The following is a 21,814-nucleotide window of genomic DNA, read 5'->3' as shown; positions in this document are numbered from 1 at the left end:
ATCCCCGCGCATCATTACACAGGACCTACCGTCCGTGGCGAGCGACCTTGCCTGCGGCAATTAAAGGGGCGCCTGCCCATTGTCGAGCCACCTCCGAACGCGCTAAGGTTCGGCTCCCCGACGCGCTTAACTTCGCTGTGCACCGCCGCGCGGGGATCGCTGGCGGCCGGCACCCGTGACCTGACGAGTAACACGATGGCTGATTTACCGATCAATGACCTAAACGTCGCCTCCAACGAGACCCTTATCACGCCTGACCAGCTCAAGCGCGATATTCCCCTGAGCGACGCTGCCCTGCGCACCGTGACCAAGGGCCGGGAAGTCATCCGCAACATTCTCGACGGCACCGACCACCGCCTGTTCGTGGTGATTGGCCCCTGCTCGATCCATGACATCAAGGCTGCCCACGAATATGCCGAGCGCCTGAAGGTACTCGCCGCGGAAGTTTCCGACACCTTGTACCTGGTGATGCGGGTGTACTTCGAAAAACCCCGGACGACCGTTGGCTGGAAAGGCCTGATCAACGACCCATACCTGGACGACTCCTTCAAGATCCAGGACGGCCTGCACATCGGACGCCAGTTGCTGCTGGACCTGGCTGAAATGGGCTTGCCCACCGCGACCGAAGCCCTGGACCCGATCTCTCCGCAATATTTGCAGGACCTGATCAGCTGGTCGGCCATCGGCGCGCGCACCACCGAATCCCAGACCCACCGGGAAATGGCTTCCGGCCTGTCCTCGGCGGTCGGCTTCAAGAACGGCACCGACGGCGGACTGACCGTGGCGATCAACGCCTTGCAGTCGGTTTCCAGCCCTCACCGCTTCCTCGGTATCAACCAGGAAGGCGGCGTGTCGATCGTCACTACCAAGGGCAACGCCTACGGTCACGTCGTGCTGCGCGGTGGCAACGGCAAGCCGAACTACGATTCGGTCAGCGTCGCACTGTGCGAACAGGCGCTGGACAAGGCCAAGGTCAAGCCGAACATCATGGTCGATTGCAGCCACGCCAATTCCAACAAGGACCCGGCGCTGCAGCCGCTGGTGATGGAAAACGTCGCCAACCAGATCCTGGAAGGCAACCAGTCGATCATTGGCCTGATGGTGGAAAGTCATTTGAACTGGGGCTGCCAGGCGATCCCGAAAGACCTCGCCGACTTGCAGTACGGCGTCTCCATCACCGACGCCTGCATCGACTGGGGCACGACCGAGAAGACCTTGCGCGGCATGCATGCCAAGCTCAAGGACGTGCTGCCCAAGCGTCAGCGCAGCTGATCGGGTGCTTGAACCGATAAAAAATCGGCAATAAAAAACGCCGGGCTTTTCAGTCCGGCGTTTTTTTTGGCAATCGTTGGAGGTCAGAGCTTCGCCGCGTGCCGCTGGTGACGCTCCATGTAGCGCTCCACATAGGAGCAGGACGGGATCACCGTATAGCCCATTTCTTCAGCAAACCGCAGCGCTTCTTCGGTCAACTTCGCCGCAATCCCCCTGCCCCGCAGCGCGTTGGGCACGAAGGTGCGATAGATGTCCAGGGTCTGCTTGCCCAGGTCCATATAGGTCAGATAGGCACGATGACCGTCCACAGTGGTCTCGAACTGATGACCAGCCTGGTCATGGTGGATGGTAACCGCCTCGCTCATCACTACTCCTCGCGGGTCTGAATGCCGACCCCTACCTTACCGATGTTTTTCCGGCGAAGGAACATCTACGCCACCCCGTGCCTACCTGGTCACCGAGCGCAAAAAACCAGTCGCTCAAACCCGAGCACGTCCTGAATAGTAGGCACCAATGACGCAAATGCTCAAGGCACGCCGGTCACTGAAGGGATAAACCCCGACGGGTTTATCGATTGAGCGTGACTTTCAGGCTGTAGTCGGTCAAGGCGCAATAGCTGAACATCGCCAGTTGTTGAGTCTTGAGACGAGCGCCGGATGTTAAAGTCACCGCCATGGCCAATAAAAAGATGCCTGCGGTTGCGCAAAAAATGAGCAAAAGTCTAAGAGAATCAATAAACAGCAACTTTAGTGTCGGCGCCTGAGTTGCGCTCGCCCGCGGAACTTTTTTTCACCGGCGCGCTCCATTCGGGAGGCTGAGGCTGTGTATTTTTTAAACAACCCCTGGAAAAGTTGCTTGAAAAAGAATCACCGCCTACAATTTTTTTGCTTCTTGCGCTACGTCAGTTTACTTACTACAAGTAATGAGTAGTATGTACGCCGGCTAACTCCTCACTCTGGGGAGACAGTCATTAAATAGAAAGTCCTTGAAGGGGAACACGATGAACAACGTTCTGAAATTCTCTGCTCTGGCCCTGGCCGCAGTTCTGGCTACCGGTTGCAGCAGCGCATCGAAAGAAACCGAAGCACGTCTGACTGCTACTGAAGACGCAGCAGCTCGCGCCCAAGCTCGTGCAGACGAAGCCTACCGTAAAGCTGATGAAGCTCTGGCTGCTGCTCAAAAAGCACAACAGACTGCTGACGAAGCTAACGAGCGTGCTCTGCGCATGCTGGAAAAAGCTAGCCGCAAGTAATAGTCCTTCGGGATTGTTATCGAGCCGACCCATTACTGGGTCGGCTTTTTTATTGCCCTTGGTTTTTGCAGGACAAAAAAACCCGCCGGCATCACAAGACATCGGCGGGTCGCTTCAGCAGATTCTTACTGGGGCATGTCGACCGGCGCGCTCGAGACCATCGACGCCGAGGCACCAGGAACGGCGATTTCCACTGGCAAGCCGTCTTCTGCAGCCACCACGTCACGCACCACATCCCAGTTCATGCGCAGGTTGCTGGTGATGTCTTCGCGCTTGAGCATCGCGTTGATGACCGAGGTGTGCTTGTCCACCACGGACGGGTTGCCCTTGTCGTCCAGGGGCGTATGGGCTTCCAGATAAACCTTGCCGCCACTGAGGCCCAACTTGTACGGATCGTTGATGATCCGCACCGAAGTGCCCACCGGGACCATGCCGGCCATTTCCAGTACGTTGTTGTTGAACATCCGGAAGCAACCATGACTGGTGCGCATGCCAATGCCGAACTTCTTGTTCGAACCATGAATCAAGTAGCCGGGCGTACCGAGGGTGAACTTGAACGGACCCAACGGATTGTCGGGACCGGCCGGCACGACATTCGGCAGCGGGTCCCCATCAGCGGCGTGTTCGGCCTTGATCGAAGCCGGCGGCGTCCAGGTCGGGTTCGGTGTCTTGGCGATAATGCTGGTATGGGCGATGGGCGAACCCCATCCTTCACGGCCAATCCCCAGCGGGAACGTATAAACCACGTTCCGGCCCTTGGGGAAGTAATAGAGCCGGTATTCGGCGAGGTTGATCACTATGCCTTCGCGCGGACCCGGTGGCAGGATGAAGCGGGTCGGCAGGACGATCTCGGTGCCCGCCCCCGGCAACCACGGATCCACCCCGGGGTTGGCCGCGACCATTTCGGTATAACCCAGGTCATAGGTGGTGCCCAGGTCAGCGAAGGTATCTTCGTACTTGGCCTTGATGACCTGCACCTGGCCAACTATGTCTTCACCTGGCGGCGGCAGGGGCAATTGCAGTGCAGCAACGGGACCAGCCATACACAGGGCGGCAAGAGACAGGCAGCGGGCGACGGCAGGCAAGCGCGGCAACATCCGGGAAATCCTTCGCAGATCGAACAAAAGGGCTATTGAAACGGCGATTGTACACTGCCGCCCGTTACTTCGGGGAGAGCGGCGCCGGAGTGTCCGATGCGCAGCATGCCGGGAATTGAAATGAAGCCCGCACAGGGTCATGCCGCGATTCGAGGCATCACAACTCGAACCGCAACTCCGGCCAGATCGGCGAGGTGCCACGCTTCTGGGACTCCAGGATCGCCCGGCACAACGAACACAGGCGATGATCCTGGAAAATCTTGCGATCGACCCCGGACCAACGTGGCTGGGCCGGCAAAAGGCTGCCGCACAAGGTCCGGTCGGCCGAACCGCCCAGCTCCAACTGCCGGGTCACCAAGTGCACGCGTACTTCCTGGCAGGCGAACAGATCCAACTGCTCGTCAGGCTCGATCAGTTGGTAGGCAAACAGGGACCAGGCGGGACGCGGCATCGGGGGCTCCAAATCGGGGGCGCCACATTAGCCGAAACACCGCCTGTAGAAAAGCGTCAAAGCAGCGGTTTCAGCGTCGGCCAGACATTTTCCAGCAACTTGCCCTGGGCCGCGACGGACGGGTGCAATCCGTCGCCCTGCATCATCCCCGGAACACCCCCGACATCCTTGAGAAAAAACGGCACCAGCGGCACCTGTTTCTCATCGGCCAGGGTGCTGTAGACCTTTGCGAAGGCCTCGGTGTAGCGCCGTCCATAATTGGGCGGCAGCTGCATGCCCAGCAAAAGCACTTTCGCACCACTGGCCCGGGAGCTGTCGATCATCGCTGCAAGGTTTTGTTGCAATTGTGTTGGCGGCTGTCCACGCAGGCCATCGTTGCCTCCCAACTCCAGGATCACCAACTCCGGCTTATGGGCCGCAAGCAGCGTCGGCAGGCGCGCCAGGCCACCTGCACTGGTGTCACCACTGATCGAGGCATTGATCACTTTATCGTCGAAACCCTCGGCCTTGAGCCGTTGTTCGAGCAACGACACCCACCCTTGCCGGGTATCCAGGCCGAAAGCCGCGCTGATACTATCGCCAACGATCAGGACTGTACCCGCCGCTGCGTTCTGGACCATGCACATCAAGGCCAGGCCGGCACTCAAAAACCACACACGCATCGGATTCTCCATGGGCTCAAGCATTCTCACCGCGACGGACCTTAGCAAAGTGGTTCCCAGCGCGGAAGGTGAACTGACCATCCTGCACGAACTCAGCCTGGAACTGAACAAGGGCGACAGCCTGGCTATCGTCGGCGCGTCCGGCTCCGGCAAGTCGACTCTGCTCGGCCTGCTGGCCGGCCTCGACCTGCCCAGCAAGGGCGAAGTGACCCTCGCCGGCCAGGCCCTCAGCGCACTGGACGAGGACCAGCGCGCGCGGGTCCGCGCCGAGCATGTCGGCTTCGTCTTCCAGTCCTTCCAACTGCTCGACAGCCTCAATGCACTGGAGAACGTCATGCTGCCGCTGGAACTGGACGGTCGCAAGGACGCCCGGGAGCGCGCCACGCAACTGCTGCAACGGGTCGGACTCGGCCAGCGGCTGACCCACTCGCCACGCCAGCTCTCCGGCGGCGAACAACAGCGCGTCGCCATCGCCCGCGCCTTCGCGGCCGAACCCGACGTGCTGTTTGCCGACGAGCCGACCGGCAACCTCGACAGCCACACCGGCGAGCGCATCAGCGATCTCCTGTTCGAACTGAACAAGGAACGCGGCACGACCCTGGTACTGGTCACCCATGACGAACGCCTGGCCCATCGCTGCCGGCGCCTGATCCGACTTGAAGCCGGCCAGATGGTCGCGCCCCTGGAGCCTTGATGGCACGCTTGCCCTTGCTGCGCCTGTTCCGTCTTGCCATCCGCCAGCTGCTGCGCGACGCCCGCGCTGGCGAGCTGCGCGTGCTGTTCTTCGCCTTGCTGGTGGCCGTGGCGGCAAGTACCGCCATCGGTTACTTCGGTGCCCGGCTCAACGGCGCAATGATGATGCGTGCCACCGAGTTCCTTGGCGCCGACCTGCTGCTTGAAGGCAGCTCCCCTGCCCGCCCGGAACAGATTCGCAGCGGCACCGAACTGGGCCTGGAACATGCCCGGGTGGTGGAGTTTTCCAGTGTCGTGGCCACTGACAACGGTATCCAGTTGTCCAGCGTCAAGGCGGCCGATGACATCTACCCCTTGCGTGGCGAACTGAAAAGCGCCCCCGCGCCCTTTGCACAGGAAGAAACGGGCGGACATCCCGCTCCGGGGGAGGCCTGGGTTGAAGCTAGGTTGTTGACCGCCCTGGACCTGAAGATCGGCGACAGCATCGATGTCGGCAACAAGACCCTTCGCATGAGCCGGGTGCTGACCTACGAACCGGATCGCGCCGGCAACTTCTACAGCCTCACCCCGCGGGTCATGATCAATCTCAAGGACCTGGACGCCACTGGCGTGGTGCAACCGGGCAGCCGGGTCAGCTATCGAGATCTATGGCGAGGCCCGGCCCCCGCACTGCAAACCTACCGCGACCTGGTCAAGCCTGGCCTGGAACCCAACCAGCGCCTGCAGGATGCCCGCGACGGCAACCGGCAGATCGGCGGCGCCCTGGGCAAGGCCGAGCGCTACCTGAACATGGCCAGCCTGGTGGCGGTGTTGCTGTCCGGCGTCGCCGTCGCCCTCTCCGCCAATCGCTTCGCCACCCGGCGCTTCGACGCCAGCGCGCTGTTGCGTTGCCTTGGCTTGTCCCGCCGCGAAGCCATGGTGTTGTTCAGCCTGCAACTGACGGTGCTGGGCCTGCTCGCCAGTATCAGCGGCGCCCTGCTCGGCTGGGTTGCCCAGTTGGGCCTGTTCGCCTTGTTGCATGACCTGTTGCCGACCACCGTACCGCCGGGCGGCCTGCTGCCGGCCATCGCCGGGATCGGCACCGGGCTGGTGGCACTGGCGGGGTTCGCCCTGCCGCCGCTGGCCGCGCTGGGCCGGGTTCCGCCGTTGCGCGTGCTGCGCCGGGACATGCTGCCGATCCCCTCCAGTACCTGGGTGGTCTACGGCGCCGCATTGGGTGCGCTCGGGCTGATCATGTGGCGCCTGAGCCTGGACCTGGTGCTTACGTTTGCCCTGCTGGGTGGCGGCGTGATTGCCGCGCTGGTGCTCGGCGGCCTGCTGCTATTGGTGTTGCAGAGCCTGCGCCGGATGCTGGCCCGCGCCTCGTTGCCCTGGCGCCTGGGGCTCGGCCAATTGCTGCGCCATCCCCTGGCAGCTGCCGGCCAAGCCCTGGCATTCGGCTTGATCCTGTTGTCCATGGCGTTGATCGCGTTGCTGCGCGGCGAGTTATTGGACACGTGGCAGAACCAGTTGCCAAAAAACGCCCCGAACTATTTCGCCCTGAATATCCTGCCAAACGACCGGCAGGCATTTGCCGACAAACTGATGGAGCTCTCGGCGCAGTCGGCCCCGTTGTACCCCGTGGTACCGGGGCGGCTTATCAGCATCAACGGCGAACCGGCCAAGGAATTCGTCACCAAGGACTCGGCGGGCGACCGCGCGCTGCAGCGTGACTTGAGTCTGACCTGGGCGGCGGACCTGCCTGCGGGCAATGTGGTCACCGCCGGGAACTGGTGGCCGCAACAGTCACCGGACGACATCCCGGGGGTGTCGGTGGAAGGCAAGGTTGCCGAAAATCTCCAGATCAAGCTCGGCGACCGCCTGGTGTTCAATGTTGGGGGTCTCAACCGGGAGGCTAAAGTCACCAGCCTGCGGGAAATCAACTGGGACAATTTCCAGCCAAACTTCTTCATGATTTTCCAACCCGGCACCTTGAAGGATCTTCCGGCCACGTACCTCACCAGCTTCTATCTGGCACCCGGTCACGACCGACAGATTGTCGACTTGTCCCGGGCATTTCCCGCCGTGACTATCCTGCAGGTGGAAGCGTTGCTCGAACAACTGCGCAGCATCCTCGCCCAAGTCACGCTGGCCGTGGAATATGTATTGCTGTTCGTACTCGCGGCGGGCATGGCCGTGCTGTTCTCAGGCTTGCAGGCCACCCTCGACGAAAGGATTCGCCAAGGCGCATTGCTACGTGCCCTCGGCGCCGGGCGCCCCCTGCTGACCAAGGCCCGGCGCATCGAGTTCGGGTTGCTGGGTGCGGTCAGCGGCTTGCTGGCCGCCCTGGGCTCGGAACTGGTGAGCCTGGTGCTTTATCGGTACGCCTTCGACCTGCCCTGGCACCCGCATCCGTGGCTGTTGGTTCTGCCATTGGTCGGCGCGTTGCTGATCGGTGCAGCGGGCGTATTCGGCACCCGCCGAGCGCTCAATGCCAGCCCGCTGACAGTGTTGCGCGAGGGTTGATAGACTGCCGGCTTCGCTATCACAAGAAGTTGCCATGAGTCGCTATCGCCCTCCCCGCACCGCCGGCACCGCGCTGATCACCCCTGAAGGTGAGGCGCGGATGCGCGCCGAGCTTCATGAACTTTGGCATGTGCGCCGCCCGCAGGTGACGCAATCGGTCAGCGAGGCGGCGGCCCAAGGCGATCGTTCGGAGAATGCCGAATACACCTACGGCAAAAAAATGCTGCGGGAAATCGACAGCCGCGTGCGCTTCCTCACCAAGCGCCTCGAAGCGCTAAAGGTCGTCAGTGAAAAACCCAGCGACCCGAACAAGGTCTATTTTGGTGCTTGGGTAACTGTGGAAGATGAAGATGGCAGAGAATCCCGCTATCGCATCGTTGGGCCCGATGAGCTGGATTTGAAGCAGCACCTGATCAGTATCGATTCACCGCTTGCACGGGCATTGATTGGCAAGGCGCTGGATGCCGAAGCGCGCGTCCAAACACCTGCTGGAGAGCAGCTTATTTATATAACCCGCATAGATTATTTATAATCAAGCCCCCTGTTACTTGGGTACAACGAAACATCGCCGCACAAGTTCAACGAGCTCTTGACTTGACCTCCGCCGACCCTTGAAGGAAATTAAAAGTGCGCCTAGCGCAAACTTTTAACAATTATCTATTCAAGGACGAATAACATGGACGGAAACTTTCGCGACCGTTGGATGAACAATACACCTGGCATATACAAACTTCGCATCGATGAATTGATCTTGCCTGGCACGCATGATTCGGGCGCCGATAGAGAAGCCCCAAAAATGATGATGCCAAACGAAATTACCCAGGACGTACCTATCCGCGACCAGATCAATCAAGGGTTCCGGGTACTCGACTTGCGTGTCGAACTATTTTCGAGCCAGCCCGTCGGTCACCCACGCCGCTTTCAGCTCTACCACCTTACGTCTTCAGGGCGCACCGTTGCGGGTGATGTCCTTGGCGTGCTCAATGAATTTTATGCAGTATCGGGCCGAGAGAACGAAGTAATAATCCTGAACTTTCACCAGTTCAAGGATTTCACCGACGAATCACACCAAGAACTCCACGATTTAATCGATGAAATGATCGGCCATCGACTTATTCCCTACTCACAACGCCACCTGACTCTTCTAGAGTTAAGGCAATACTACCCGGGAAGAAACGTCGTTATCTCATACAACAGGCGTGCCGGCGATGGGTACTGGCCCGGAGTGGAACAACAATGGACTGGCAAGAACTATATAAGCACTTCGGAATTAAAGATATTCATGGACGAAGCCAGCAGCCGTCCCAAATCTCAATACACTCTTCGCTCCATCCAGTGTGCCAAATATACCGGCCTTTTCGTCCCTGACGATTTCAGTGACAAAGTGAATCTCTGGTTCGAGTCCCGAGACGGCGACAGCTACATCCAAGGCTTTCACATCATCAATACCGACTGGTCGACCCGCAGCAACATCGTGCTTAATTGCATGCACGCCAACCAGTTTCGCGCCATGACCAAAGGCTGATCGCGCTCAACGGCGTGTGATCAGCCCTTGCCGGGCCACGCGGGTCAGTTGCCGGATCATTTCGGGTGCGTCGGCGGCATTCGGCGACTGGATCACCGCCAGGTCGAAACTGTCATTGGCGAAGCGCGCCAGGGATTCACCGTCTTCGACAAACTGGATCAGGAAGGCTGCCGGTCCGTGGCTGCGACGCGGCCAGCCGTCAAGGTAACGCAGCAGCGTTGGCTGGTGGGTACCACCCAGGAGAATTTTCGGATTGCGTTGGATAAGGTTCGCCGTGATCGGCGCAAGACGTACAAGGGGGCTGGGTGCGTTCATCGTGTCGTGTCTCTGCCTCAAAAGTCTGCATGGCAGGTGAGAGGCAACACCGAACCAGCGCTTTAGCGGTATTTCGAAGCCCTGTTTCCTGGCTTCTATCGGCAACTGAATGAGTCACCTGGCGCCCCGCAAGTAGCTGTTTAAATCGGCGCATGAGCGGCATCCTAGAGAAGCTGACCGGCCAGTGTCAAGAATCGACACCTACAAAAAAGGCCCGTACTGGACGGGCCTCGGGATTGCGGCAAGCGCTTAGCGGGCGATGGCGTTGTCGGCGGAAAGCTTGCCCGCACCTTCGATCAGCACGGCGATGCTACCTGCCAGCAGGGCCAGGCCGAACTCATAACCATTATTGGCCATGAACAGACCGTTACCGATGTGCACCGAGAAGATCGCCACCAGCGACAGGATCGCCAGGCCCAGCGCCGCAGGGCGCGCCAACAGACCGATGATCAGCGCCAGCCCGGCGAAGAACTCGGTGCCGCCAGCCAATGTCGCCATCAGGTAGCCGGGAGCCAGGCCGATGCTTTCCATCCATTGCGCGGTCCCTGCCAAACCGTAGCCGCCAAACAGCCCAAACAGTTTTTGCGAGCCATGGGCCGCGAAGATGATGCCGACGACGATGCGCAAGACAGTCAGGCCGTAGCCAGCACGGGAGAACAGTACTTTGTTGATAACGGTGCTCATGGATGCAATTCCTTGGATGTGTGTGGTTGGAGGCCATATTAATCGAATAACTTTATCTGAATAGCGCAAAAACTCCGCCATAACCATCAAATTATTTGATTATTTGCGTGAAACCACCTCTCGTTCCTGGGGCTCCAGCGACTCTCGCTCCCGATCAAACGCCAGATAGTATTTGTTCACACTGTTAACGTAGCTGACGGCGCCCATTCCCACCTGCTCCATGGCGATGCGCTCCACCTGGAAAAACCACTGGTTCGGGTTCAACCCGCGTCGCCGGGCCTCTGCGCGCATGCCTTGCACCCGTTCGGGGCCCATGTTGTAGGCCGCCAGGACAAACGCCATGCGTTCGCGCTCGTTGAGCTTGGGGCTGGCGAAAAACTTGCGGCGGATCATGGCCAGGTACTTGGCACCGGCCAGCACATTACCGTCGAGGTTGCGGATGTCGTTGACCCCGACCCGCTGGGCTGCGGACGGGGTGATCTGCATCAGGCCGGTGGGGCCGCTACCGCTGCGCGCGTTGGGTTGCAGGGCCGACTCCTTGAACGCCAGGGCAGCCAGGTTGAGCCAGTCCATGCCCTGGGCCTGGGCGTGCTTTTGCAACACCGGACGCAGCTTCTCCAGGCGCTGGCGATTGGCGCGGGCCAGCGGATAGTGGACTTGATACAAGCGACGGTAGATCCGCAGGAACGCAGCGTCTTCGTTGGACGGCGCCTTGTAGGTGGCTAGAAATCGATCGATGCTCGCCCGTAGCATCGCGGCGTCGCGGCGGACGAACCAGAACTCGTCACTCGGCTCGCCGATGAGCAATTGGCGGTCGAAGCGCAGCTTGGGCAGGATCTTGCCCCAGCGTTCGGCAATCGGCTGCTCGACGATCGTCAGGTGGAAAATCCCCCCTTGGACCATCTCCAGGACATCCTCCACCGCCAGGGTGGGGTCGACCCACTCGATCTTCACCGGCGGCAACTTGTGCAACGCCAGCTTCTGATTGATCTGGCTGACGGCGTCCCCTGCCGCACTGCCATTGGGCAAGGCCAGGGTCTTGCCCGACAATTGTTCGACGCGGGTATAACGTTTCTCGCCCTTGATCCCCACCAGCAACAACGGTACGTCGGTGCGGATCGGGTTACTGGCGCTGACCGCCTGGCCGGCTTGCGGCTCGAGCAATTCGCCTGGCGCGACCAGGTCACCTTCGCCACGTTGCAAGGCGCCAAGCAGCTGGTCCTTGGCCTTGGGAATGATCTTGAGGGTAATTTCCTGGCCATCCCGGGCATGACCGTTCAGGTATTGTTCAAACGCCCGCAACCGATGATATTCGACGCCAATGGGTTGCCCCTGTACCTCGCCGGAACTGTTGCGGCTCTGATTGACCAAGACCTTCAATACCCGGCTGCTGCGGATTTGCGCCAGGTCACGAACCGTTCCCGGCGCCACGGCCTGCACCGGCCCGGGCAGCCGCGCTTCGGCCGGCATCGGCAAAAGCAGCGAACAACACAGCAGTAGCAACACCTGGGTACGTGTCATCCACTCTCCGGAAGGACATTGCCGGGCCATCCCACGTAGAGCGGAATCGGGCCGACAAAACAGAGCACCTGAGGCGCTGAAAAGTGCGAAAGACTGGCACAACGATGGCCGTGATACCACCCCGACCTGTCTCGTGGCCTCAACAGACAGCCGCAACTCCTTGTAGTTCTTGGCTTTTCTTATAAATCTACAGCTCTGATATGCTTTCCGGCCTTTGGCCGAGGTAGCACCATGCAACTCATCGATATCGGCGTCAACCTGACCAACCCCAGTTTTGCTGACAAACACCAGGCGGTGCTCGAGCGCGCCTACGCAGCAGGGGTCTGCCAACTGGTGTTGACTGGCACCAGCATCGAGGGCAGCGAACAGGCCCTCGAACTGTGCCGACAACTTGACGAAGCTGGGCAACAGCTGTTTTCCACCGCCGGCATCCACCCCCACAGCGCCAGCGATTGGACCGCCGACAGCGCCCGGCACCTCAAGGATTTGCTCAAGCAAGAGCGCGTCCGCGCGGTGGGGGAATGCGGGCTGGATTTCAATCGAGATTTCTCGCCGCGCCCACAACAGGAGAAAGTCCTGGAAGAACACTTGGCCCTTGCGGTGGAGTTGCAATTGCCGGTGTTTCTTCACGAGCGCGACGCCGACGAGCGTCTGCTGGAAATTCTTCGCGACTTTCGCGATCGACTGCCCGCCGCGGTCGTGCATTGCTTCACCGGCGAGAAAAAAGCGCTGTACAGCTATCTCGACCTGGATCTGCACATCGGTATCACCGGGTGGATTTGCGATGAGCGTCGAGGCACTCACTTGCATCCGTTGGTACGGGAAATTCCCCGTGGTCGACTCATGCTCGAAAGCGATGCGCCATACCTGCTGCCGCGCACCCTACGCCCCAAACCCAAGAACGGTCGCAACGAGCCGGCGTACCTGACTGAGGTCTTGCGCGAGGTTGCCCTGCATCGGGGCGAAACCCAGGAAGACCTGGCGGCCCACAGCACCGCCTGCGCGCGGGCGTTTTTTGGGTTGCCCGTCATCTCCTGACTGGATGGGCACCTGTGGAGCGAGCCTGCCCGCGAAGGCGCGCTGTCAGTGGACCATGTGCGACAGGTCGACCGCTTTCGCGAGCAGGCTCTCCCACAACAGGCTCTCCCACAAAGGGTTATCGATATCTGTTGATGCACATCAAAACCCCGCGCCCCTGAATAGCAGCAGAATACTGGCACCTTGCCGAAACTGTTTCCGCTATCAGAGAAGACCTACCATGGGTGCCTGGCTTAGCAATATCTCGCTGAAGTACAAATTCTGGGCGGTCAACGCGGTCGCCTTTGCCACAACGCTGCTGTTGGTGCTCTATGCCATGCACCTGGAACAGCAGGTCCGAGGGGTAAGCCTGGGCCAAGTCTTCGCTGACCGCTTCAGTCAATATGCCGTGGCGGTGTTTGTGTTGATGCTGGCGATGCTGGGTGCATCGCAACTGTTGATCCGCTTTCTGCTCAGCCAGCTCAACACCTTGAAAGACGTGATGCTGCATGTGGAAAAAACCGGTGACCTGTCCGCCCGCGTGCCCCTGGCCTGCCGGGACGAGGTGGGCCAGATGGCTGCCGCGTTCAACGCAATGCAAGCCGGTTACCAACGCGTGGTGGATACCGTCGCCAGCACCGCACGACAACTGGACAGCGGCGCCGCTCGCCTCGCGTCGAGCATGAACGAAGTGCGCCACGGCATGCTCGGCCAGCAGAGCGAGACCGATCAGGCCGCCACGGCGATCAATGAGATGTCCGCCACGGTCTATCACATCGCCCAACATGCCGGTGCCACCCGTGACCTGTCGAAAACCACCGACGCCCTGGCCGGTAACGGCCGCGAGGTGGTCGGCCGCGTCCAGCAATCGATTACCGGGCTGTCCACGGGTGTGCAGCAGACCGCCGAGATGATCCAGCGCCTGGCCGAAGACAGTCAGAAAATCAACGGCGTCGTCAGCGTGATCCACAGCATCGCCGAGCAAACCAATCTGCTGGCCCTGAATGCCGCCATCGAAGCGGCACGCGCCGGTGAAATGGGCCGCGGTTTTGCCGTGGTGGCCGATGAGGTCCGCAACCTCGCCAAACGGGTCCAGACCTCGACGGATGAAATCACCACCATGGTCTCGGCGTTGCAGGCGGGAACCCGCGACGCGGTGGATTTCATGCAGGAAAGTTCGCACAAGGCCGACGACTGCGTGCAGCAGGCGTGCGCGGCCGGCGAAGCATTGGCGCAGATCACCGAGGCGGTGGCGCAGATGCGCGAAAGCAACACCCAGATCGCCGTCGCGGCCGAGCAGCAAAGCCATGTCGCGGAAGAGATGAACCGGGCGGTGGTGAGTATTCGCGACGTGACCGAAAACACCGTGCGCCAGACCGTGGATTCGGCCACCACGAGTGATGAATTGGCGACGCTGGCGGGTGAGTTGAACAAGGCGATTGGGCAGTTGAAGCTTTAACCCCCTGAACAAATGGAAATCGGTAGCGAGGGAGCAAGCTCTCTCGCCACAAAAGCCTTATAGCTATGACCAGCTATCGCCACGATAGCCAACCGCGATTCGCCGCCCTGCCCGTCCCGACCTATCCTTCGGTTATTCGGTTTCAACGAACTCAAGGAATAGCATCATGGGCAAACGTCACCCCAACCTTCCGGCCTGGCAATGGCGCGCCTACCCCGACAATCATCGCCACCCGACCAACCTGGTGCTGCATCTGATCGCGGTGCCGTTGTTCATCGTGGCCTTCCTGCTGATCATCTCCGGCGTGTTCAGCCTGAGCCTGGGCGACGTCGCCATCGGCGTCATCGGCCTGCTCGCCGCACTCGGGCTGCAACGCCATGGCCACAGCCTGGAAGCACAAGCCTCCGAGCCGTTCAGTGATCGCAAGGACGCCATGTCGCGCCTGCTGGTGGAGCAATTCCTGACGTTTCCGCGTTTTTTTCTCAACGGTGGCTGGTGGCGCGCCTGGCGGGATCGCCACCGCCACTGAATGACCGTGACACCTCAGCCGAAAATCGTCACGGTTTGCCGACTCATGGCGATCAGGCGCCCATCGGCGCTCCAGAATTTCGCCGCGACATGACCGTAGCCGTCCTGGGCATGCTCGATCTCGGCCAGGTACTGGCACCAATCCAACGTCGTGAGCGCCAGCAACGGCTGGACGAATTCGATGGTCCAGGTCAGCGTGCTGCCCGGCGCCATTTGGGTGAGGTGCGGTAACAGTGCCGGGGGCCAGGCGTCCACCAGCGCCAGGATATGCCCCTCGTCCAGCGGTTGTTCCTTCACATCGCCGCGCAAGCGCACCCAGCCGCCCATGCTGCGGGATTTGTTGCCGGTGAACGGCAGCCCGCCGACGCTCCAGCGCATCGCCAGGTGCCGCATGAATTCCGGCGTTGCGCCCTTGACGTAGGGCAACTCCTGGCATTGCTCGACATCCGTGAATTCGGGGGCGGGGTCAGCGGGCACCGACACGACCGAAGATCGTGACGCGCCAAAGCTGCCTTGCACCACGGTCACGACCTCACCGTTCTGCATCGCACGCCCCAGAACCTGGCTGACGGCCTTGCCTTCACGCAATACATCGACTTGAAAACTGACGGGAATGTCGGGCGCGACCGGGCCGACAAAGGTGATCGCCAGCGAGCGCACCGGACGATCCGCCGGGACCTGCGCCCGCATCGCTTCGTATTGCAGCGCCGCCACCAGGCCGCCAAAACTGGCACGCCCCTGCCCCCATTCCGGCGGGATCACAACGGCGTCTGGCTGATGGCGCACGGCATCGATCAAATCGGAGAAGCGCATGTCGACCTCTAGAAGCAGCGGAAAAAGATGAAGGGATCTTACCCAGCCAGGACAAGCGACACAGCGCTCATTCCGGCCAAAGAGACTGACAGAAAAGCCGTGGTTCTGAATATCCCACCGGGGTTATGGCTAGATTCAGGATTTATCGAAACAACTGGCGATCAGTTTATCCAGCACGCGGTCGGACTTGGCCTCGGCTTTTTCCATGGTGATTCGCCAGACCGGTACACAGGGCTGCAGGTCGGATTCCTGCTCGGCACGCGCCAGCCATTGCCAGCAATCATGCCAATCCCCCAGGACGCCCTGGGCAGACTTGAGCCGTGGCATGGCCGCTTCCGGCAGGCGATCGAGTTCCGGATAGGCTTCGATGGCATAGCGCACGCGCTTGATCAGCAGACGTAATCGGTGACGGTCATGGGCGGGATCGCGCAGGGCCTCGCCGAGTTTTTTCCATTGTTTGTCGAGGCGTTTTTCGATGCGTTTGCGCAGCCCGGCCAGCAGGCCTTGGCGCTGGGCAGCACGGATGAAGCGTGGGAACGCGTCGAGGATCATCAGCAAGTGCGCCAGCTCGGGGCTGCTGGCCACGGCGGGATAAGCCTCGGCCATTTGCACCTGGCGCCGTTGCGCCGCCTCGGTCTTGCCGTGTTTTTCCAGATAAGCCGCCAGCACTTCGCGGTCGCGCAAGGGCGTGGTCAGGGTGCCCACTGCCGACGCGGCTGTTTCCAGCTGCTCGACACCGGGCAATCCACGCAGCGGACGAAGCAGGCTGCGCAAACGGCGAACCGTGGTCCGCAGGTCATGCAGCGCTTCGCTGTCGGTTTGGGCATTCAAGCGGGCCTGGCAGGCCAACAGGCGGACTTCCAGGCCCAGTATCCGGGCCACCAGCCGATCGATCATGGGGGCGTACTCCATACGCAGCATCAAGTTTCGAGTCGCGAGCCGCAAGTGGGGGCGATGCGTACCGTCCTCTTGCCGCTTGCAACTCGAAGCGCGCCGCTGTGTTTATCGTCCTGCGCGGGATTCGCGAATGTAGAAGCGCGCCTTTTCGGCTTTCTTGGTGCAGCCCTCGAACGCTTCGAATTGCTGTTGGGTCTTGGCGCCGGTCAGCAACGACAGGGCCTTGGAATAACTCACGGTACCGGCGAAACCTTCGGCCTTGGCCAAGTCCAGTTCGCGCCATGCGCTGTCGAGTTGGCTGCCACAACTGTCGCGGTACGCGGTCTTGCCGGCACAACCGGCCAGGGCCAGAACCATCAGGGATGCCACCAAGGGCAGGCAGATCCGGGCTTTCATCGATAACACCTCAAGTCAGGTCAACAGTCGTGCTGGTAAGACGGTTTCGCCGGGAAAAAGTGCCTCGGCGCCACCGGTATATTCAAGTGTGGACGAGAATACGCAAATGCCGTCGTGGCGTGTCAAAAAACGACGTTCACGCCACAACGATTTGAGCCGGGCCGTCGATCAGTGCATTGTTGACGTCTGTTCGACGAGAGGCCACCTCATGACAAAACGTGTCGCATTGGTATTGGGCTCGGGCGGCGCCCGGGGCTATGCCCATATCGGAGTGATCGAGGAGATCGAACGGCGCGGCTACGACATTGCCTGTATCGCCGGTTGCTCCATGGGCGCCGTCGTGGGCGGCATCTACGCCGCCGGCAAGCTCGAGGATTACCGCAACTGGATCGAAAGCCTCGATTACCTGGACGTGTTGCGGCTGGTGGACGTCAGTTTTCGTCTCGGGGCGATTCGTGGCGAGAAGGTATTCGGGCAGATCCGCAAGATTGTCGGCGAGCTCAACATCGAAGAACTGCGCATTCCCTATACGGCGGTCGCCACCGACCTGACCAACCAACAGGAAATCTGGTTCCAGGAAGGTTGCCTGCACCAGGCAATGCGCGCCTCGGCGGCCATTCCCAGCCTGTTCACCCCGGTGATGCAAGGCAACCGCATGCTGGTAGATGGCGGCCTGCTCAACCCTCTGCCGATCGTGCCGGTGGTGTCGAGCCATTGCGACCTGATCATTGCGGTCAACCTCAACGCCACCAACCAGAAGCAATACCGGTTGCCTGTCATCCAGCGCCCCGCCGCGTTCCGGCGTCGCTTCGACACCTTGGTCAGTTCCCTCGGGTCACGGTTGCCATTTCGCCGCAAACAGGCCGAGCAATTATTGTTGCTGGAACAGGAAGCGCTGAAAGCCGAAGCCGCGGATATCAACCCCTGGATCGAATCCGCTGAGCCGGAAGGCCAACAACCCGCCGCCGCGCCAGAGAGCGATGGGGCGCCGAAATCCGCCACCGGCTCGTTCATCATCGATAACGTCGGGCCCGCGTCGCTGCTGGATCTGATCAACCAGAGCTTCGAGGTGATGCAGACCTCGCTCGCCCAGTACAAGATTGCCGGTTATCCACCGGACGTGCTGATCAACGTGCCAAAACGGGTGTGCCGGTTCTTCGAGTTCTACAAGGCGCCGGAGCTGATCGCGCTGGGACGGGAGATTGCCCGGGATACGTTGGATCGGTATGAGAGTGAGCAGAATTGAAGTCGCTTGGATTTCCTGTGGCGAGGGGATTTATCCCCTCGCCACAACAGCGTCAAATCAAGCGCCGCCCTCTTCCAACAACCGATACCCCACCCCCGCTTCAGTCACGATAAACCGAGGCCGGGTCGGATCGTCGGCGAGTTTCTGGCGCAGGTGACCGACGACGATGCGCAGGTAATGGCTGTCTTCGACGTGGGTCGGGCCCCAGATGTCCTTGAGCAATTGCTGCTGGGTGATGACGCGTCCCGGATGCCGCGCCAGTTGCGCCAGCACCGCGTACTCCTTGCGGGTCAGGGCCACTTCGGTGCCGTCCAGCAGGACCCGGCGATAAGCCAGGTCCACCGTCAACGGACCGAAGGTCAGCGCCGCCGGCGCCGCCTCGCCTGTCGGCGCCTGGCGCAGCAACGCACGCACGCGGGCCAGGAACTCCTGGATGCCAAAAGGCTTGGTCACGTAGTCATTGGCGCCGTTGTCCAGCGCCTCGACTTTCTGCGCTTCGCTGGCGCGCACCGAGAGAACCAGCACCGGCACCGTCGACCACTCGCGAAATTCGCGCAATACCTGCTGGCCGTCCATGTCCGGCAGGCCCAGGTCGAGTACCAACAGATCCGGCTTGTTCAACGCCGCCTGGGCCAAGCCCTCGGCCCCCGTCTCGGCCTCCAGCACCTTGTAGCCTTGAGAGGCCAGGCTGATGCGCAAAAATTTGCGGATCTGCGGTTCATCGTCAATGACCAAAAGGGTCGCGCTCTGGCTCATGAGGTCCGTTCATCGTAATCAAGTGGCGAGAGCATAACGCAGCGCCGGTCAGGCTTCATCGTCCATCCCCGGTTGTGCCTGCAAGGGCAGGTGCAGCGTGATGCAGGTGCCGCGACCGTCGAGGCCGTCATCAACACTGATCCGCCCGCCATGGGCCCCGACCATGCCCTGGCAGATCGCCAATCCCAGTCCGGTGCCCTGCCCGCCTCGATCGCCGCGCGCAGCGGTGTAGAACATGTCGAAAATCTTTTCCCGCTCTTGCTCGGGGATACCCGGCCCTTCATCCGCCACGGCGAACAGGATTTCTTCCGCCGTCGCCTCGGCGCTGAGCAGCAATCGCCCGTGGGCCGGGGAAAATCGCGCGGCGTTCTCCAGCACGTTGACCAGGGCCTGTTCGATCAGCGCGGCGTGGACATACAGCAACGGCAAGCCGACCGGCACCTCGACCCTGACCGCCAGCGGTGCCAGCACCGCCCGCAGGCGGTTCAACGCACTGGCGACGATGTCGGCGGGCGACACCCAATCGCGCGCCAGCTTCAGCGCGCCATGGCCGAGACGGGTCATGTCCAGCAGGTTCTGGATATAACGATCCAGGCGCTCGGCCTCGTCGCGAGTGCCTTCGAGCAGTTCGCGGCGGTCGTCCAGCGGGATCGCCTCGCCCAGTGCCAGCAGGCTGTCGATGCTGCCGCGCATGGACGTCAGCGGCGTGCGCAAGTCATGGGAGACAGACGCGAGCAAGGCACTGCGCAGCTGTTCGGTTTCGCCGTGCAGGCGCGCCGCTTCCAGATCCTGCGCCAGTTGCGCCCGCGCCAGCGCCTGGGCCAGCGGTTGGCTGAGGGCCGCCAGCAAGCGACGGCGCTGGCCGCTCAAGGGTTTGCCATCCTTCGGGCACACGCCCAACAGCCCCAGCGGGCCGCCCTCGCTCGACAAGGGCCACCACCACCAGCGCCCGGACGGCAACGTCGCGGTACCGGCACCGGCCGGTTGGTCGTGTTGCCAGGACCAGTCCGCGGCGGCACGCTCGGCCTCGGTGAACGTCAACGGCTCGGCGGTCTCGACCTTCCAACCCTGGGCGCCGTCGCGGTTGAGCAGGCACAGTTGCAAGTCATCCTCGCTGTCGAGGTGCTGCACGGCGGCACTGATCACGGCCTGGCGATCCGTGGCGGCGGTGAGCTTGCGTGACAAATCGAGCAGTTCGCCGGTTTCCTGCTGGGTGTCGCGCAGTGCTTGCAACTGACGACGCTGGCGAGCCGCAAGATTGCCCGTCAGGGCGGCCATCAGCAGGAAAAACACCAGCGTCAGCACGTCTTCTTCACGCTGGATCGTCAGGGAAAAATTCGGCGGGATAAACAGAAAATCGTAGGCCAGGAATGACAACGCGGCACACGCCAGCGCCGGCCCAAGACTGCTGCGAACCGCCACCAGCAACACCGCCATCAGAAACACCAGGGAAATGTTCGGCAGCGCCAGCAGCCCTGAGACGCCCCAGGCCAAGGCGCTGGCAGCCACCGTTGCCGCGAGCGCCAGGGCATAGTCGAAACCGGTCGCGAGGGTACTCGGGCTCAGGCGCGTGGGCGGTGGCGATTCATCGCGGTCCAACACGTTGATTTCCAGGCCACGGGCATTGCGCAACAGTCGCGAAGCCAGGCCGCCGCCAAACAATCGTCGACGCAGACGCCGCCGGGACTGGCCCACCAACAGCAACGTGGCGCGGCGTTGCTGGGCGTGCTGGATCAAGGTCCTGGCAACCTCCCCGGCGCGCAGTGACACCACCTCCCCACCCAGCCGCTCGGCCAACTGCTGGGCACTCTGCAAACGCTGGCGCGACGACTCATCCCGTGCCCCGCCGTTATCCACATGCACCACGCTCCAGGGCAGATGCCGGCGCTGGGCAACGCGGCTGGCGTGGCGCACCAGCCGTTCGGCCTGCAAGTCGCCGTCCACGCCCACCAGCAACCGACCGCGCACCGCCGGCGCCGACTGGCCCAGTTGCCGATAGCCTTGCGCCAGATCTTCGTCGACCTGCGCCGCCGCGGTCTGCATCGCCAGCTCGCGCAATGCGGTGAGATTGGTCTGGGTAAAAAACGCATCGATGGCCGCCCGCGCCTGCTCTGGCACGTAGACCTTGCCATCGCGCAGACGCTCCAGCAGCTCTCGCGGTGGCAGGTCGATCAGCAGCAGCTCATCGGCCTCCTGCAACACCCAGTCCGGCAGCGTCTCGCGCACTTGTACGCCGGTGATGCCGCGCACTTGATCGTTGAGGCTTTCCAAATGCTGGACGTTCACCGTCGTGTAGACATCGATGCCAGCCGCGAGCAATTCCTGGATGTCTTGCCAGCGCTTGGCGTGGCGACTGCCAGGAGCGTTGCTGTGGGCCAGTTCATCCACCAGCACCAGGCTCGGGCGGGCCGACAGCAGACCGTCGAGGTCCATTTCCTCGAGCATCACGCCGCGATACTCCGAACGCACCAGCGGCTGCTGCACCAGGCCATTCAATAGCGCTTCGGTCTCGGCGCGCCCATGGGTCTCGACCACACCGGCGATGACGTTCGTGCCTTGGCGCAACCGGGCGTGGGCCGCTTGCAGCATGGCGAAGGTCTTGCCGACGCCCGGGGCGGCGCCCAGGAAGACCTTGAGACGGCCACGGTCGTGGCGCGGCAGATTGGCTAATAGTGCATCGGCGCGGCCGGAGTCGCTCATGCTGGATCTCTTGTTTCAGGAATGG

At 61.5% G+C, this 21,814-nt stretch carries 22 protein-coding genes; 10 read left to right on the top strand and 12 right to left on the bottom strand.

Features of this window, described 5'->3' with window-relative positions; genetic code table 11:
* Positions 1-195: 195 nt before the first annotated feature.
* Complete coding sequence (locus tag JZ00_RS09090) at positions 196-1,272, top strand: 3-deoxy-7-phosphoheptulonate synthase (protein WP_039588900.1); 1,077 nt, start codon at positions 196-198, stop codon at positions 1,270-1,272.
* 83 nt (positions 1,273-1,355) lie between these two features.
* Here JZ00_RS09090 and JZ00_RS09085 read toward each other — a convergent pair whose 3' ends face one another.
* Entirely contained in the window at positions 1,356-1,637 is a 282-nt protein-coding gene (locus tag JZ00_RS09085; protein WP_039588899.1) for a GNAT family N-acetyltransferase, read from the bottom strand.
* A 635-nt stretch (positions 1,638-2,272) separates the two neighbouring features.
* Here JZ00_RS09085 and oprI point away from each other — a divergent pair.
* Complete coding sequence (gene oprI / locus JZ00_RS09080) at positions 2,273-2,524, top strand: outer membrane lipoprotei OprI (protein ID WP_011335311.1); 252 nt, start codon at positions 2,273-2,275, stop codon at positions 2,522-2,524.
* A 125-nt stretch (positions 2,525-2,649) separates the two neighbouring features.
* Here the strand turns inward: oprI and JZ00_RS09075 are convergent, their stop codons facing one another.
* From JZ00_RS09075 to JZ00_RS09065, 3 genes are all read right to left on the bottom strand, one after another.
* The gene (locus JZ00_RS09075; RefSeq protein WP_039588898.1) at positions 2,650-3,621 is read right to left on the bottom strand and encodes a L,D-transpeptidase family protein; all 972 of its coding nucleotides are present in this window, start codon (positions 3,619-3,621) and stop codon (positions 2,650-2,652) included.
* Positions 3,622-3,778: 157 nt separating this feature from the next.
* Entirely contained in the window at positions 3,779-4,072 is a 294-nt protein-coding gene (locus tag JZ00_RS09070) for a hypothetical protein (RefSeq protein ID WP_003183788.1), read from the bottom strand.
* A gap of 56 nt (positions 4,073-4,128) precedes the next feature.
* Complete coding sequence (locus JZ00_RS09065; RefSeq protein ID WP_039588897.1) at positions 4,129-4,734, bottom strand: arylesterase; 606 nt, start codon at positions 4,732-4,734, stop codon at positions 4,129-4,131.
* 10 nt (positions 4,735-4,744) lie between these two features.
* Between JZ00_RS09065 and JZ00_RS09060 the strand changes: the two genes are divergently transcribed.
* The 4 genes from JZ00_RS09060 to JZ00_RS09045 all read left to right on the top strand — a co-directional run bounded on the left by JZ00_RS09060 (position 4,745) and on the right by JZ00_RS09045 (position 9,457).
* Positions 4,745-5,428, top strand: coding sequence for an ABC transporter ATP-binding protein (locus JZ00_RS09060; RefSeq protein ID WP_039588896.1), 684 nt, complete (start codon positions 4,745-4,747; stop codon positions 5,426-5,428).
* The gene (locus JZ00_RS09055) at positions 5,428-7,932 is read left to right on the top strand and encodes an ABC transporter permease (protein WP_039588894.1); all 2,505 of its coding nucleotides are present in this window, start codon (positions 5,428-5,430) and stop codon (positions 7,930-7,932) included. Before JZ00_RS09060 ends, JZ00_RS09055 begins: the two co-directional genes overlap by 1 nt.
* Positions 7,933-7,966: 34 nt before the next feature.
* The gene (gene greB, locus JZ00_RS09050; RefSeq protein WP_039588893.1) at positions 7,967-8,464 is read left to right on the top strand and encodes a transcription elongation factor GreB; all 498 of its coding nucleotides are present in this window, start codon (positions 7,967-7,969) and stop codon (positions 8,462-8,464) included.
* 144 nt (positions 8,465-8,608) lie between these two features.
* The gene (locus JZ00_RS09045) at positions 8,609-9,457 is read left to right on the top strand and encodes a PI-PLC domain-containing protein (protein ID WP_039588892.1); all 849 of its coding nucleotides are present in this window, start codon (positions 8,609-8,611) and stop codon (positions 9,455-9,457) included.
* 6 nt (positions 9,458-9,463) lie between these two features.
* Here the strand turns inward: JZ00_RS09045 and JZ00_RS09040 are convergent, their stop codons facing one another.
* The 3 genes from JZ00_RS09040 to JZ00_RS09030 form a co-directional block, all read right to left on the bottom strand.
* Entirely contained in the window at positions 9,464-9,772 is a 309-nt protein-coding gene (locus JZ00_RS09040) for a hypothetical protein (RefSeq protein ID WP_039588891.1), read from the bottom strand.
* A gap of 249 nt (positions 9,773-10,021) precedes the next feature.
* A complete protein-coding gene (locus JZ00_RS09035) occupies positions 10,022-10,456 on the bottom strand; it encodes a DoxX family protein (RefSeq protein ID WP_039588890.1) in 435 nt (144 codons plus the stop codon).
* A gap of 99 nt (positions 10,457-10,555) precedes the next feature.
* A complete protein-coding gene (locus JZ00_RS09030; RefSeq protein ID WP_039588889.1) occupies positions 10,556-11,977 on the bottom strand; it encodes an MltF family protein in 1,422 nt (473 codons plus the stop codon).
* A 231-nt stretch (positions 11,978-12,208) separates the two neighbouring features.
* Here JZ00_RS09030 and JZ00_RS09025 point away from each other — a divergent pair, with 231 nt between their 5' ends.
* The 3 genes from JZ00_RS09025 (at position 12,209) to JZ00_RS09015 (ending at position 14,982) form a co-directional block, all read left to right on the top strand.
* Positions 12,209-13,015, top strand: a complete 807-nt coding sequence (locus JZ00_RS09025) for a TatD family hydrolase (protein WP_039588888.1) — start codon at positions 12,209-12,211, stop codon at positions 13,013-13,015.
* Between the two features lie 220 nt (positions 13,016-13,235).
* Positions 13,236-14,453, top strand: coding sequence for a methyl-accepting chemotaxis protein (locus JZ00_RS09020; RefSeq protein WP_039588887.1), 1,218 nt, complete (start codon positions 13,236-13,238; stop codon positions 14,451-14,453).
* A 166-nt stretch (positions 14,454-14,619) separates the two neighbouring features.
* Positions 14,620-14,982, top strand: coding sequence for a terminase (locus JZ00_RS09015; protein ID WP_039588886.1), 363 nt, complete (start codon positions 14,620-14,622; stop codon positions 14,980-14,982).
* A 14-nt stretch (positions 14,983-14,996) separates the two neighbouring features.
* Here JZ00_RS09015 and JZ00_RS09010 read toward each other — a convergent pair whose 3' ends face one another.
* From JZ00_RS09010 to JZ00_RS09000, 3 genes are all read right to left on the bottom strand, one after another.
* Positions 14,997-15,794, bottom strand: a complete 798-nt coding sequence (locus JZ00_RS09010) for an acyl-CoA thioesterase (protein WP_039588885.1) — start codon at positions 15,792-15,794, stop codon at positions 14,997-14,999.
* A 135-nt stretch (positions 15,795-15,929) separates the two neighbouring features.
* Entirely contained in the window at positions 15,930-16,691 is a 762-nt protein-coding gene (locus JZ00_RS09005) for a CHAD domain-containing protein (RefSeq protein ID WP_039588884.1), read from the bottom strand.
* A 105-nt stretch (positions 16,692-16,796) separates the two neighbouring features.
* A complete protein-coding gene (locus JZ00_RS09000; protein ID WP_039588883.1) occupies positions 16,797-17,087 on the bottom strand; it encodes a hypothetical protein in 291 nt (96 codons plus the stop codon).
* A 208-nt stretch (positions 17,088-17,295) separates the two neighbouring features.
* Here JZ00_RS09000 and JZ00_RS08995 point away from each other — a divergent pair, with 208 nt between their 5' ends.
* Positions 17,296-18,333, top strand: a complete 1,038-nt coding sequence (locus JZ00_RS08995) for a patatin-like phospholipase family protein (RefSeq protein WP_039588882.1) — start codon at positions 17,296-17,298, stop codon at positions 18,331-18,333.
* 57 nt (positions 18,334-18,390) lie between these two features.
* Here JZ00_RS08995 and JZ00_RS08990 read toward each other — a convergent pair whose 3' ends face one another.
* Both JZ00_RS08990 and JZ00_RS08985 read right to left on the bottom strand, forming a co-directional pair.
* On the bottom strand, positions 18,391-19,089 hold the full coding sequence (locus JZ00_RS08990) for a response regulator (RefSeq protein ID WP_039588881.1): 699 nt from the start codon (positions 19,087-19,089) through the stop codon (positions 18,391-18,393).
* Positions 19,090-19,137: 48 nt separating this feature from the next.
* Entirely contained in the window at positions 19,138-21,789 is a 2,652-nt protein-coding gene (locus tag JZ00_RS08985) for a sensor histidine kinase (RefSeq protein WP_039588880.1), read from the bottom strand.
* Positions 21,790-21,814: the final 25 nt, after the last annotated feature.

The organism is Pseudomonas frederiksbergensis (assembly GCF_000802155.2).
Taxonomy (GTDB): Bacteria; Pseudomonadota; Gammaproteobacteria; order Pseudomonadales; family Pseudomonadaceae; genus Aquipseudomonas; species Aquipseudomonas frederiksbergensis_A.
This window is presented reverse-complemented; position numbering and strand designations above follow the sequence as displayed.

Coding starts and splice junctions, on each gene's coding strand:
- JZ00_RS09045 (WP_039588892.1), top strand. CDS start 8,609: ATGGACGGAAACTTTCGCGACCGTTGGATGAACAATACACCTGGCATA.
- JZ00_RS08990 (WP_039588881.1), bottom strand. CDS start 19,089: ATGAGCCAGAGCGCGACCCTTTTGGTCATTGACGATGAACCGCAGATC.
- JZ00_RS09000 (WP_039588883.1), bottom strand. CDS start 17,087: ATGAAAGCCCGGATCTGCCTGCCCTTGGTGGCATCCCTGATGGTTCTG.
- greB (WP_039588893.1), top strand. CDS start 7,967: ATGAGTCGCTATCGCCCTCCCCGCACCGCCGGCACCGCGCTGATCACC.
- JZ00_RS08995 (WP_039588882.1), top strand. CDS start 17,296: ATGACAAAACGTGTCGCATTGGTATTGGGCTCGGGCGGCGCCCGGGGC.
- JZ00_RS09040 (WP_039588891.1), bottom strand. CDS start 9,772: ATGAACGCACCCAGCCCCCTTGTACGTCTTGCGCCGATCACGGCGAAC.
- JZ00_RS09065 (WP_039588897.1), bottom strand. CDS start 4,734: ATGCGTGTGTGGTTTTTGAGTGCCGGCCTGGCCTTGATGTGCATGGTC.
- JZ00_RS09005 (WP_039588884.1), bottom strand. CDS start 16,691: ATGATCGATCGGCTGGTGGCCCGGATACTGGGCCTGGAAGTCCGCCTG.
- oprI (WP_011335311.1), top strand. CDS start 2,273: ATGAACAACGTTCTGAAATTCTCTGCTCTGGCCCTGGCCGCAGTTCTG.
- JZ00_RS09060 (WP_039588896.1), top strand. CDS start 4,745: ATGGGCTCAAGCATTCTCACCGCGACGGACCTTAGCAAAGTGGTTCCC.
- JZ00_RS09090 (WP_039588900.1), top strand. CDS start 196: ATGGCTGATTTACCGATCAATGACCTAAACGTCGCCTCCAACGAGACC.
- JZ00_RS09075 (WP_039588898.1), bottom strand. CDS start 3,621: ATGTTGCCGCGCTTGCCTGCCGTCGCCCGCTGCCTGTCTCTTGCCGCC.
- JZ00_RS09035 (WP_039588890.1), bottom strand. CDS start 10,456: ATGAGCACCGTTATCAACAAAGTACTGTTCTCCCGTGCTGGCTACGGC.
- JZ00_RS09055 (WP_039588894.1), top strand. CDS start 5,428: ATGGCACGCTTGCCCTTGCTGCGCCTGTTCCGTCTTGCCATCCGCCAG.
- JZ00_RS09085 (WP_039588899.1), bottom strand. CDS start 1,637: ATGAGCGAGGCGGTTACCATCCACCATGACCAGGCTGGTCATCAGTTC.
- JZ00_RS08985 (WP_039588880.1), bottom strand. CDS start 21,789: ATGAGCGACTCCGGCCGCGCCGATGCACTATTAGCCAATCTGCCGCGC.
- JZ00_RS09030 (WP_039588889.1), bottom strand. CDS start 11,977: ATGACACGTACCCAGGTGTTGCTACTGCTGTGTTGTTCGCTGCTTTTG.
- JZ00_RS09070 (WP_003183788.1), bottom strand. CDS start 4,072: ATGCCGCGTCCCGCCTGGTCCCTGTTTGCCTACCAACTGATCGAGCCT.
- JZ00_RS09020 (WP_039588887.1), top strand. CDS start 13,236: ATGGGTGCCTGGCTTAGCAATATCTCGCTGAAGTACAAATTCTGGGCG.
- JZ00_RS09015 (WP_039588886.1), top strand. CDS start 14,620: ATGGGCAAACGTCACCCCAACCTTCCGGCCTGGCAATGGCGCGCCTAC.
- JZ00_RS09025 (WP_039588888.1), top strand. CDS start 12,209: ATGCAACTCATCGATATCGGCGTCAACCTGACCAACCCCAGTTTTGCT.
- JZ00_RS09010 (WP_039588885.1), bottom strand. CDS start 15,794: ATGCGCTTCTCCGATTTGATCGATGCCGTGCGCCATCAGCCAGACGCC.